Genomic DNA, 11,927 nt, shown 5'->3' with positions numbered 1-11,927 from the left:
GGCGCCGGCGGCGCCAAGGGCGGCAAGCCCGACGCCGATGGCGCCACCGGTAGCCGCAAGACCCACAGCGATATTTCCACTCATTTCCGCAAGGAACATCATACGTGTCACTCTCCTAGATTAGGTAGCTCTACTCTCTTATTCTCTGGTTCAGGATTCGGGCCGATATTCCGGCCAGAAAGGATCTCACTTGTGGGGCTCCTCAGAATGGGAGCAAAGGGTTCCCGTGAAGACGATGGCGAGCAGAGTGAAGATGAGCGCTTGAATCAGCGCCACGGCAAACTCGAAGAAGTAGAAGGGAACGGCCGCCAATCCTCCGAACATCCCTGTCATAAGGACGAGGACCGACTCGCCGCCGTAGATGTTGCCGTAGAGTCGCATAGCCAGCGCAATCGCCCGAATGACGATCGAAAGGGCTTCCATCAAGCCGACCGCAAAGAAGAGGACCGCAAGGGGGATCAGGATCCATCCCTTCATACCGCCTTTCACTCCGAAAATGTGGACGAGAAGTCCCCAGGGCCCCCGATGGTAGCGAATCGCCCAGAAGAGACTGATAACAAAATAGATCGCCGCCATCGCGCAGGTCATGTTGGCATCCGACGTCGGCGGCCGCAGGAGGGAGATGTGCGGATGATGGATCGAGAAAGGAAGTGGGAAGTTCGGATTGGGCTCTCCATAGCCGATTGTCCCGACCCCGGGGATGAGACCGGTGAGGTTCGACGTAGCGATGAAGATAAAGTAGGTAGCGACAAGCGGGAAGGCCCAGTCGGCGACTTTTGGCTCGAGAAGGCCGCGGGTGAGGCGCTCCAGGCCCTCTACGGCCGCCTCGATCGCGTTCTGGAGACCGGTCGGCACCATTTGGAGCCGGGAGGCGCCCAACCGGATGATGAGGAAGAGAAGCAAGAGGATCACCCAGGACTGCACGATCGAGGCCGTAATCGGCAGCGGGCCAACATGGAAAAGGATGGGAGCCGCCGGATGCACGATCGGCGTCTGCCCGGTAGATTCGGCGGCCGCTAGGAAAAACATTGAGCCTCCTCCTGTAGTGGAGGATGGCTTGCGATGCAAAGAAAAAAATGAAGCAAATGTCGAGCGGAAAGACGCCTGCGGCGCTCAAGATCTTCTATCCCAGCGTGGAAGGATCGAGCGAGGCGAGCTCGACGGTGACCAGCCGGTCGATCAAGTCTGTGGAGACTCCCGTAGAATGGGAGAGCGCGAGGAGATAGTGGCGCAGGTAGCTCTCCGCCGTCAGCGCTTGCACGGTGGCGGCCAGTCGATGGAGAGCCTCCATCGCGCGAGCCGCCTCGTGCGGCGGCAGCTTCAGGTTTTCGAAGAGCGCCTCTTGCAGGGCGTTCAAAACCCAGCCCCACATGGCAAGCATCATCGGATTGGTCACGCCCCGCCGAATGTGGATGAGGCCGACGGCCGCCTGCCACCGCCAGTATTGCGCGTCAAACGGGCCCCCGAGCGTGCGGCGCCACCAGCGGCGAAGCGCGTTCTCCCGTTCCGAGCGCTCTCCGGATCCGAAAACGCCGGCGGTTTGCGGATGGGCGAAAAGAATGTCGTAAAATCCTCGGACGAGCGCATCCTCCAATGGCAAAAGCTTCGGAGCCAAGCCAAGAAGAAGCGTTTCATCCTCGCTCGAAAAACGAGTGGATGGCGGAAGCTGCGAAAAGATCTTCTCGGTGACGTCGACTAGGCTGGCTGATATCGGAACCCCCTCCATGAAGAAAGCGCTCCTTCCCACCTTCTCCGTTCGGTCCGGTGGAGCCCGGTGGACGGCTCCTCGATTATCGTCGCTCCAGGATCAGGCTCACTTCCGATGCGGCGGCGCGGGCTTCCAGATGAATTAACCCAACGTTGGCTCCCAGGCGCGCCACGACCCCGAGCACGGCCTTCGAGCCAGCCGAATAGATAAACATCTGGCCCTGATCCCCGGAAACGCTCGTTTCGCGAAATTCCCCGCCTCCGAACGTCTCGCAAATCCGCCGTCCGAGACCTAGGGCGGTAGCCGCCATCGCTGCGAGTCGATTCGCGTCCCCGGCGTTGAGGGAGTGGGCGACCGGAAGCCCATCGGTCGTCGCCACCAGCGCCGCGCTCAACTCGGGAACAGCCGCCCGAAGTCGGCCTAAAGCAGTATTCAATTCATCGGCAACAGCCATCGCGTTCTCCTCCTCTTCGTCGATACTCTCCGCTCAAGTTCCGCTAATGGGAAACCCGATATCGTTCGGGTGTTCATTTGGGAGAGAAGCCGCTCTTTTGACAAGTGAAAAGTGGGAATGCAGCACCGCAGTCGAACCGTCTATGCTCGCTCCACGAGCTCGAACAGGCGCACCAAGAGCTCGGTCGCGCTTTCCAGTTTGGTAGCGTCGATGGGCACCGCTGCCGCAGGGTCTAAATCGAGGTAGGAAGCCACCTCCTTGCAATCCCAGCAGTTGGGATGATCCTGGTGGGTGACTCCCAGAACGAGCGGGATCGGATTCCGAGAGAGGAGGTAGTCGTAGATGCGGCGGGCTTGCGGGAAGTGGGTCGCATCCTTTCCCGAGACCAAAAGGAGCAAGCCGAGAGAACCGTCGAGCAGAATCTCCCAAGTAAAATCGAACCGCTCCTGACCAGGAGCGCCAAAGAGGTGAATCGCATACTGGTCGAGCCGCAACTGACCGAAATCCATCGCGACGGTAGTCAACCTGTTCCCCGTCGAAGACCGTACGTCGGTGTTTACGACCGGAGACTGACTCAGGGTCTGGATGAGAGTGGTCTTGCCGGCGCCTGACGGCCCGGCTACGAGGATCTTGATTGCAGTTTCATTCATACATCTTTTCGAGGATCCCGCGGAGCCCGGCGGCGATTCGCGCCAGGAACCCTCGTCGGGGCGCGGCCGGTTTCTGGACAGGAGCGAGAGCCGTTGCCGGAGAAGGAGCCGCAACCGGCGACGAAGGAGGAGAAGGGGGAGCAACCTCGGGCGCGCTCTCAGGCTGCGGTTCCGGAAGAGCAATCTGGGTGCTCGCCGATGGGGGAGCGGGCAGCTGCGGAAGAGAGGCGGCGTGGTTGACGGACAGCGGAAGGACTCGGGGACGGGATGGCAGAGGGGCAATCACTCCGAGAACTCGCAGCTTGAAGAGCTCTAGTAAAACTTCCGGAAGCGGCAGACCGAGGGCGGCAGCGATTTCGCTCGCAGAGGTTCCCACGAGAAGGAGCCGTTCGGAACTGACCCAAAACGCGAGCAGGTCCTCCGTCAACCAAGGAGTCGAGGGGACTGCCGTATGAAAACGCGTATCGGGATGAGGCAAATGAGGGGCATAGCCTTCCGGAGAGCGGACGGCCGCCAGCGAGGACAAGAGAATCTGATCGATGGGGATGGAAAGCTCGCCAAGAAGCTCGCCGACACCGGCCTCCTCAAACGAGAAGGATCCCCGTCCTTCACTGGAAAGCCGTTGGATCGCCGAATGCAGCGCCAGAGTGTCAGCAATCCCCCCGTTTCCCTCTGAAGCCGAAACAAGCTTGCCGGCGGAAAAACGGAAAGAAAAATGCTCTCCGGTCACTTTGTCCCCGATCCGCAATTCTCCGGTTCGATGGCGCAGCAGGCGGAGAATCTCCGGGAAGGGAAGTTCGTTTAAGTCGCCGGAGAGAGGCATGGACGGCCGGTTGGGTTCCTGGAGTAGCGGTTGTCCGGCGAAAGCTTCGTGAGGCAATCGCCAAACCCGCTTCCTCGATCGACTAGAGGTTCACAACCCTTCACGAGTCAGCTGATCAGTTCCACTTTTGACACGAGCCGATTCCTCTCGCAAGCGCAAAGACGGAGAGCGCGACGGGAAGGAGCTTTCCTCTTTTCGCCCGGTTCATTAGCTTTAGAGAATGGAGCTATGGAGAGAAGCGGCTCGAGAGGTCATTCGACGGGCATTGCAAGAAGACTTGAGCCAAGGGGATGCAACTTCCGGGTCTTTCCTCCCAAAAGGCAGCTTCTGCCGGGCCGAGATTTCGGCCAAGGAGAAGGGCATCGTCTGTGGGCTGCCGATCGCCCGGGTTGTGTTCGGCGAGGTTTGCCGAGAAGATCTGCGTTTGGAATCGGCGTGCGCGGACGGCGAGGTCGTCGAGCCTGGAACGACGGTTTTGTGGGTGTCGGGTCCGGCGGAAGGGGTGTTGGCCGCGGAACGAACTGCTCTAAATTTCCTCCAACATCTCTCAGGAGTGGCGACGCTCACCCGGCGATTCGTGGAAATCGTCGACGGCACCGGCGTTCGCGTGCTCGATACGCGGAAGACGACCCCTGGCTTGCGGGCGCTGGAAAAGTATGCTGTCCGTTGCGGCGGCGGAGCCAATCACCGCTATTCGCTCGGGGATCACGTCTTGGTGAAGGAAAATCACTTGGCTTTCCTCAAAACGGCTTTTCCCGGTTCGTGGGCAAAGGAGCTCGGTCTCCGTGCCGAAAGGATCCGGCGCTCGCGGCCATGGATCCGGATCGAGGTCGAAGCACAGAGCCTGGAGGAGGTGGCCGAATTGCGCTCCCTTCCGCTCGATCTCCTTCTGCTGGACAACATGGACGTAGAACAATTGCGCAAGGCGGTACATCTGGTGGGCGGACGCTTGAGGCTCGAGGCTTCGGGAGGGATTACATTGGAGAACGTTCGGGCGGTTGCCGAGACCGGCGTCGATTTCGTCTCCGTCGGCGCATTGACCCACAGCGCGAAGGCGATGGATTTTTCCCTACGGGTCACGATATAGTTTCCGGTTCACCAGCCGTTGCGGAAACCATGGATTCTTTTTCTCGACGCGCCGTGAAGGAAGAGCGAGAAGGCATCGAGTGTCGTATCCGAGTGCCTGCGACGACCACGAATTTCGGGCCGGGCTTCGATGCCTTCGGAGCCGCTTTGCGATTATATAACTGGACAACTCTACGCGTCGGCACGGGGGTCGACGGGGTCCTCAGCCCCATGGTTCAAGAGGCGGCGGATGCATTTTTTCGGGCAGCGGGTCTTTCGAACTTCCCTTTCGACTGCCGAATTTCTGGGGAAGTTCCGTGCGCGAGGGGTTTGGGTAGCAGTGCCACGGTGCGAATCGGCGTCTTGGTGGGGTTGAACGAAATCAGCGGCAGGCCCCTTTCACGCCGGCAGCTTCTGGCGCTTGGCAGCAGCCTCGAGGGCCATCCCGATAATGTTGCGGCCGCGCTTTTGGGAGGGTTTACCATCTCCACTGATGACGGACAGACCCGGGTGCCGATAGGCCGCCGTCTGGAATTCGTGGCTTTTGTCCCGGAGATCGAAATGGAGACCGAGTGGGCTCGCGCGGTCCTCCCGCAGTCCGTCTCCTTGCGCGACGCGGTTTGGAACTTGCAACGGGCGGCCCGGATCGCCGCGACGATCTGCTTGCGTCGATACGAGGAGTTGCGGGGCCTCTTCGACGACCGCTGGCATGAGCCCGTCCGGGTCCGCCGCATCGTCGGATGGGAGGCCGTGCGGAAGAGTGCCTACGAAGCGGGGGCCATCGGTTTTTATCTCAGCGGGGCCGGCTCGACCCTCATGGGGCTGGCGGCGGGCCGGGGAGCGGAGGTCGCGGAAGCGATGGCCCGCACTGCAGCAAAGGTGGGACTCAGAGGCAGTTGCCGGCGGATGGGAGCGGAAAATCTGGGGGCCAAGGCATGGATGCGACACTTTTCTCGCCCCACTGCGCAGGGAGAAACAGATCGTGTTTCCTAAGGGATCCGGACGTAAGTCGCTCTTGGCGATGGCGATCGCATTGCTTTGCTGGAGCGTTTGTCTCGCTCAGGACGAAGAATTCCTTCCCCACCTTCCTGAAGAGACGACCGAAAGCGAAAGCGCAGAAAGGGGGCATCAGGTCGAAAAGGGACCGGCGGATCGGACCGGGGAGCGAATTCAGCATGGGAAATATCTCGTGGAAGCCGTGGCGCTCTGCAGTGAATGCCACACCCCGCGGAATGAGCGAGGGGAATTGCTCCGCGAGAAATGGCTGCAAGGTGGAATCGTTCCAGGACTCGGCCCGGAATGCACGGGATCGCTCGTGCGCGAGGCCCCCCCGATCGCCGGGCTTCCAGAGGGGTGGAGTCAAGCGGACATGGTTCAATTCCTGGAGACCGGGATGACGCCCGCGGGCAAGTATCCGCGGCTGCCGATGCCTCCCTATCGGATGAGCCACGCCGACGCTCTCGCGATCACTCTCTATCTGGAAGGGCTGAAAGGGAAGCAACCCGCCCCGTCATCCGGCGGTCCTCCGTAGGTCGGTTCCTCTCGAATCCCCCGAGGCGGCGCAAGAAGACACGGAGGGAAGGCCGCTGTCGGTTTTCCGCGGGAGTCGCTTGCGGTTGCGCCGCAAGGAGGAAAGACCCGAGCGACCAAAGGGAGAAAGCGACTTGACGGAGTAGGGGAAGGCTAACGCAAGCGGAGGCCAGCCCCGGCCGGAGGAGATTCTTTTGCCTCCAAGGCGCAAAGGTGCGCATCGATGCAACGAGCCAGAGCGTCGAGGTTGTAGCCTCCCTCTAAGACGGAGACCAATTTGCCGCGGCAGTGACGCTCCGCGACCTCACGAATCCTCATCGTCATTTCCGCAAACCCTCTTTCGCTGAGCATCAGATTTCCCAAAGGATCCTCGCGATGCGCATCGAATCCCGCCGAGACGAGCACGAAATCGGGCCGGAAGGCATCCGCGGCGGGTACGACCTGTTCCCGGAAGACGGCCCCGTACTCCGCGTCGCCAGAGCCGGCTTTCATCGGCAGATTGAGCGTAAACCCTTCTCCCTCTCCTTTGCCTCGCTCTGAGGCGCGCCCGGTGCCCGGGTAGAGGGGATACTCATGGAGACTGAGGAAAAAGACGGAGGGATCCTCCTCGAAGATTTCCTGCGTGCCGTTGCCATGGTGAAGATCCCAATCCACGATCAGGATACGGCGGTACCCATATTTCTTTTGGGCATAGCGAGCCGCGGCCGCAACGGTGTTGAAGAGGCAGAATCCCATGGCGGCTGCCGGACGGGCGTGATGGCCGGGCGGCCGGACGAGCGCGAAGGCGTTGGCCGCCTCCCCGGAAGCCACGCGGTCGATTGCCGTCGCAGCCGCTCCGATGGCTAGGAGAGCGGTCTCGTAAGAGTGAAGGCCCGCGAAGGTGTCCCCCTCGTCAAGCAGAACGAGTCCGTCGCGCGAGAGCTTCTCGATCCGCTCGATGTAGGACTCCGCATGAACGGAACGGAGCAGGTCGCTCGTACCGATCTCGGGCTCAAGCCAACGGATCGTCTTCGGCAGGCAGGCGCGGAGGCGCGGGAGGGTCGCAGTGATCCTTCCAGGACTCTCTGGATGGCCAGGTGGGGTGGGATGACGCGCAAAGTCGGAATGCGTAACGAGAAGGGTGGGAAGCGACATAGCTCCATCCAACGCTCGCTGCTCCTCCACGGAAGGAAACAGCCGACGCTCTTGGCTAGCTTTCTGCCTCAATGGAATCGACGAGCCAAGAGAATTGTTCCGGGTGAGCCGCAGAGAGCAACAACCCGATGGTTGACTTGGCGAGGGTTCTGTTGGGATAGGGATAGGATGCTACAGAGTGGACTGAGGGAAATTAGCCTGGGGCATTCTCCGGATGCGGACGATGCATTCATGTTTTATGCCTTGGTTGCCGGCAAGCTTTCGAGCGGCGACCTCCGATTCCGCCAGGAAGTGAGCGACATCGAGAGCCTCAACGAATTGGCCGAGAAAAAGGCCGTCGATCTGACCGCCGTGTCGATCCATGCCTATGGATTTCTCCGGAACGACTACTGGCTTCTGCCGTGCGGCGGAAGCATGGGAGAGGGTTACGGACCGCGGCTGGTTTCCTCTCGGCGGAAGACGAAGGAGGAGCTGGTGCGCACACGAATTGCGATTCCCGGGCGCAAGACGAGCGCCGTAATGGCCTTGAGCCTCTACCTTGGAGTCCCCCCCGAGGAGCTTTCCCTTGTCGTGCGCCCCTTTGACCGCATCCTGGAAACGGTGAGATCCGGAGGAGCGGAAACCGGCCTAGTCATTCACGAAGGGCAGCTTACCTACGCGGAAGAGGGGTTGACGCTCTGCGCCGATCTCGGGGAATGGTGGAAGGCCGAGACGGGTCTTCCGCTTCCGCTCGGCGGGAACGCCGTGAGAAAAGATCTGGGGATCGATCTGGCCAAGGAGTGCACAAGACTGCTGCGAGAGAGCATCCGATGGGGGTTGCAACACCGGGAGGAAGCTTTGGCGTACGCCGCTGGCTTTTCCCGGGGATTGAGTCCGGAGAAGGTGGACGAGTTCGTTGGAATGTACGCAAACGAACGAACGTTCGACTACGGAGCGGAAGGCAGGAAGGCAATCGAAGAGTTCCTTCGTCGAGGAAGAGAGCTGGGGATGCTGCCGGCGAGCGCAGGGGTCGATTGGTTGCCGGAATAAAAATCGGGGGGCAATTCCTGCGCCCCTCCGAACAATGAAGACTCCGCTCCCCGACGGATGGGGATCCTCTGCGGTTTTTGCCCGGGATATGCTATAGATCGAAGAAAGACGGGAAGTCGTGGTGGCTGCCGCCGAACATAGCGGAACGCGCTAACGACCGAGACGCGAGATGAGACATCAGGACGACCAAGAACACCTTCACATTGCCGACCGGGAGTTTTCCTCCCGATTGCTGATCGGTACCGGGAAATTCGGGTCACATGCCCTCATGGCCAAGGCACTGGAGGCGAGCGGAACCCAGCTGGTCACGGTTGCCTTGCGCCGAGCCGAGATTGGGGAAGTCCGTCCCGAGGAACACATTCTCCGCTACCTCGATCGAGATCGATATCTCATCGTACCGAACACGAGCGGAGCGGCGAATGCGGAAGAGGCCGTGCGATTGGCTCGTCTGGGTGTCGCCGCCGGAATGGCACGCTGGGTAAAGCTCGAAATTCACCCGGAAAGCCGTTACCTTTTGCCCGATCCCGTCGAAACGCTTCTGGCCGCCGAGGTCTTGGTTCGCGAAGGATTCGTCGTGCTTGCCTACATGAATGCCGATCCGGTGCTAGCGAAGCGGCTGGAGGAAGTCGGCGTAGGAGCGGTCATGCCCTTGGGCTCCCCGATCGGTTCGATGCGCGGCTTGGAGACCAGAAGCCAATTGGAAATCATCGTAGAGCAGGCGGGCATCCCGGTGATCGTCGATGCCGGCCTCGGCGCTCCTTCCCATGCAGCGGCCGCAATGGAGCTCGGTGCCGACGCGGTGCTCGTCAACACGGCGATCGCCGTCGCCGACGATCCCTGTGCCTTGGCCCGCGCATTTCGGATGGCGGTAGACGCCGGGCGGATCGCATACCGATCGGGACGGATGCAGCGTCAACCGCAGGCGGTCCCTACTAGCCCTCTTACCGCCTTTCTCTAAGATCTGCCGAAGACGATCCGAAGGGGAGAGAGACTATCCGCTCTCAGGTCGGGTGGCGGCGGTGCGTAGCGCGGCCGGAGCCGAATCGGTACGCATAGGCCCTCGTCAGTTCCGCGCCGAGAAAGAAAATCTGGGCGGAATAGTAGATCCAGAGGAGTAGGATGAGGAGCGATCCCACGGCTCCATAGAGGGAAGCGATCGAGCTGTGGCTCAGGAAAAAGCTCAATCCGGCGCGGCCGACTTCGAACAGGAGGGCCGTGCCGACCCCCCCGAAAAACGCCTCCTTCCACGTCACGGGCCCTTGCGGCAGAACCCGGAAGAGCACCGCAAAGAGGAGCACGACGACCAGGAAGGATGTCAGCACGCGGGCTATGTTGTAAAACGTTGGATACCATGGAAAAGCGCTCGATAGAGGCTGGGAGAGGGCGTCCATGGTCGTGACCGCAAGCGGAGCGACGAGGAGCAAAAGCCCTACCACGGCAACCATTGCGAACGACACCGCCCGATCCCAGAGCAGCGCGAGCAGAGGCCCCTGCGGCTTCTCGGTGACTCCCCATATGGTGTTGAGGGAGTCCCGTAGCTCCACGAAGACACCGGATGCGCCGAATAGGAGGGAAACGGTTGCCGTCAACGCCGCCGGGGTACCAGGATGGGGAGGCCATGCGGTGGTGAGAAGCATCTGAACAGCGGAGGCCATGGGTGCTCCGCCCAAGTCGTGAAGGGCCTGGGCCAAGTAGGATTGCGCCTCCTTCATGCTGAAGAGGATGCTCGTAAAGGTCAGGAGGAAGAGAATCATGGGCGCGATCGAGAAGATCGCGTAGCAGGCTAAAGCCGCTCCCATCTTGGGAGATTTATGGCGAAGCCAGCCGCGCAACGCGTCGCCGAAGAGAAACGAGACGCGCAGCCAAAAGCGGCGCATGCGGCGAAGAAGCTTGCTGACGGAAGGGGAGCGCGCTCCCGAATGCGGAAAGAAGAAGGAGTGCAATGCGTTCCCTTTTTAGCTGCCAGGCTTCTCCCGCCATCCGTTACCGCCTTCCAACGAGATCCCTCTGCTTCGCTGGGCTGGGCTTTCCATCCTCATGGTTCCGATTCCTGCGCCTCCGCGCGCAAGTGCGCAGTTCGCTTCGACGTTGCTGCCAGCTTATAGGGAATTGAGGGAATCCGTCCAACCTCCAAACGGCCGGAGCGTCCACCAGTTTTGCTAGACAAACCCGCTCCGCTGGGAGACGGCTGCAAGGATAGAGAAGGCTCTTATCCGTTGTGCCGCACCGGATCCTCGAAACGGGTGTAAAGCGCGTTAAAACGAATTGGGATCTTGTCGGTCGGTCCATTCCGCTGCTTTGCCACATGGAGCGAATAGGGGATCTCCGTCGGCGGGGCTTCCTCTTCCGAGTCGAGGCGATGGAGCAATAGGACCACATCGGCATCTTGCTCGATCGCACCCGATTCGCGGAGATGGTGGAGGGCGGGTTCGGCTTTTCCCTCTTCGACGCGCCGATTGAGCTGGGCCAAGACGATCACCGGGATGTCGAGCTCTTTGGCGAGCCCCTTCAGGCCGCGTGAGATTTCCGCAATCTCGACTTGGCGGTTGTCACGAGCCTGCGGGGAGTCGGATCGAAGAAGCTGGAGGTAGTCGACGATCAGCATGTCGATTTCGTATTGATCCTTCATTCGGCGCGCCTTGGCGCGGAGCTGGTGAATCGTAAGCCCACTCGAATCGTCCAGATAGAGAGGCCATTCCTGCGCGTCGGCCGAGATGCGCCGCAGTTTTTCGAGCGCCGAATCATCGAGCTCGCCACGTCGAATCTTGTGAAGACTCTCACTGGCTACGGAAGCGAGCAAGCGGAGCATGATCTGGGCATTCGTCATCTCGAGAGAAAAAAATCCGACCGGGTGGCCCGGCTGCACCCAAGCATCCTTTTCGACATCGTATCGTTGCCGAATCGCCTGGCGTGCGAGGGTGAGTCCCAGGGCCGTCTTTCCGACACCCGGTCGCGCGGCGAGGACGATCATATCCCCCTTCTGCCACCCCGTCGTCAGGGCATCGAGCTCATAAAATCCGGTGGGAATGCCGAAAAGCTTCCCCTTTCGCCGGTGGAAAGAATCGATCAGCTCGAGGGCCCGTCGAAGCTCCACGGAGACGGGCACGCTCGATCGGGTCAAGGAGAGGTTGGTAACCTGGAAGATCTCTCGCTCGGCATGGTCGAGCACGGCGGAGGTCGACTGCGGTTCGTCGACGATGTGCTGAACGATGTTGCTACAGGCTCGATAGAGATGGCGAAGAAGGCTTTTGTCTTTGACCAGCTGCAGGTAGGTGCCAATGTTGAGATGGCTGGAAAAGGAAGCGGTCAACTCGGCGAGGATGGCGGGACTGCCGACCTCGGCGGCAAGCTTGCTATCGACAAGGCTCTGGTGGACCGTGAGAACATCGATCGCTTGACGGCGGGCATCCATCGTTCGGATGAGGTCGAAGAGGATCCGGTGAGCTGGAACAAAGAAGTCCTCGGAGGCAAGGCATTCAAAGACTTGGTTGAGCACGAGCTCGGGATGGAGTAGGAGCGAGCCGAGAACGGCTC

General features: G+C 60.7%; 13 protein-coding genes. 5 read left to right on the top strand and 8 right to left on the bottom strand.

All coding sequences use genetic code 11. From position 1 onward, the window contains the following. Positions 1-186: 186 nt before the first annotated feature. The 5 genes from FN369_RS05520 to FN369_RS05500 form a co-directional block, all read right to left on the bottom strand. Entirely contained in the window at positions 187-1,029 is an 843-nt protein-coding gene (locus FN369_RS05520) for a F0F1 ATP synthase subunit A (protein ID WP_142525194.1), read from the bottom strand. 94 nt (positions 1,030-1,123) lie between these two features. Then, on the bottom strand, positions 1,124-1,726 hold the full coding sequence (locus FN369_RS05515) for a protoglobin domain-containing protein (RefSeq protein ID WP_246189572.1): 603 nt from the start codon (positions 1,724-1,726) through the stop codon (positions 1,124-1,126). Positions 1,727-1,790: 64 nt separating this feature from the next. Beyond that, a complete protein-coding gene (locus FN369_RS05510) occupies positions 1,791-2,162 on the bottom strand; it encodes a roadblock/LC7 domain-containing protein (RefSeq protein WP_142525193.1) in 372 nt (123 codons plus the stop codon). A 140-nt stretch (positions 2,163-2,302) separates the two neighbouring features. Beyond that, complete coding sequence (locus tag FN369_RS05505) at positions 2,303-2,812, bottom strand: GTP-binding protein (RefSeq protein WP_142525192.1); 510 nt, start codon at positions 2,810-2,812, stop codon at positions 2,303-2,305. Continuing rightward, complete coding sequence (locus tag FN369_RS05500) at positions 2,805-3,692, bottom strand: DUF4388 domain-containing protein (RefSeq protein WP_178087697.1); 888 nt, start codon at positions 3,690-3,692, stop codon at positions 2,805-2,807. The genes FN369_RS05505 and FN369_RS05500 overlap by 8 nt, the downstream gene beginning before the upstream one ends. Positions 3,693-3,855: 163 nt before the next feature. On the opposite strand from FN369_RS05500, the gene nadC reads away from it, so the two are divergent. From nadC to FN369_RS05485, 3 genes are read left to right on the top strand one after another with little or no spacing between them, the layout of a single operon-like run. Then, positions 3,856-4,722: a carboxylating nicotinate-nucleotide diphosphorylase gene (gene nadC / locus FN369_RS05495; protein ID WP_142525190.1), complete on the top strand. Its 867-nt coding sequence runs from the start codon at positions 3,856-3,858 to the stop codon at positions 4,720-4,722. A gap of 29 nt (positions 4,723-4,751) precedes the next feature. After that, the gene (thrB, locus tag FN369_RS05490; protein ID WP_142525189.1) at positions 4,752-5,693 is read left to right on the top strand and encodes a homoserine kinase; all 942 of its coding nucleotides are present in this window, start codon (positions 4,752-4,754) and stop codon (positions 5,691-5,693) included. After that, positions 5,683-6,231: a cytochrome C gene (locus FN369_RS05485; RefSeq protein ID WP_246189571.1), complete on the top strand. Its 549-nt coding sequence runs from the start codon at positions 5,683-5,685 to the stop codon at positions 6,229-6,231. Before thrB ends, FN369_RS05485 begins: the two co-directional genes overlap by 11 nt. A 152-nt stretch (positions 6,232-6,383) precedes the next feature. Here the strand turns inward: FN369_RS05485 and FN369_RS05480 are convergent, their stop codons facing one another. After that, positions 6,384-7,364 (bottom strand): histone deacetylase family protein, encoded by a 981-nt coding sequence (locus FN369_RS05480; protein ID WP_142525188.1) that lies wholly within the window; start codon positions 7,362-7,364, stop codon positions 6,384-6,386. 168 nt (positions 7,365-7,532) lie between these two features. On the opposite strand from FN369_RS05480, the gene FN369_RS05475 reads away from it, so the two are divergent. Both FN369_RS05475 and FN369_RS05470 read left to right on the top strand, forming a co-directional pair. Continuing rightward, positions 7,533-8,393 carry a menaquinone biosynthesis family protein gene (locus tag FN369_RS05475; RefSeq protein ID WP_142525187.1) on the top strand — a complete coding sequence of 287 codons (861 nt, stop codon included), beginning with the start codon at positions 7,533-7,535 and terminating at the stop codon, positions 8,391-8,393. Between the two features lie 169 nt (positions 8,394-8,562). Beyond that, positions 8,563-9,351: a thiazole synthase gene (locus tag FN369_RS05470; protein WP_142525186.1), complete on the top strand. Its 789-nt coding sequence runs from the start codon at positions 8,563-8,565 to the stop codon at positions 9,349-9,351. A 43-nt stretch (positions 9,352-9,394) separates the two neighbouring features. Here the strand turns inward: FN369_RS05470 and FN369_RS05465 are convergent, their stop codons facing one another. Continuing rightward, positions 9,395-10,270 (bottom strand): YihY/virulence factor BrkB family protein, encoded by an 876-nt coding sequence (locus FN369_RS05465; protein WP_142525185.1) that lies wholly within the window; start codon positions 10,268-10,270, stop codon positions 9,395-9,397. Positions 10,271-10,602: 332 nt separating this feature from the next. Further along, positions 10,603-11,927, bottom strand: a 1,325-nt coding sequence (gene dnaB / locus FN369_RS05460) for a replicative DNA helicase (protein ID WP_142525184.1), incomplete at its 5' end; no start/stop codon positions are given.

Source organism: Methylacidimicrobium cyclopophantes, assembly GCF_902143385.2.
Taxonomy (GTDB): domain Bacteria; phylum Verrucomicrobiota; class Verrucomicrobiia; order Methylacidiphilales; family Methylacidiphilaceae; genus Methylacidimicrobium; species Methylacidimicrobium cyclopophantes.
Note: the sequence above shows the minus strand (reverse complement) of the source record. Positions and strands in the feature narration are given on the sequence as shown.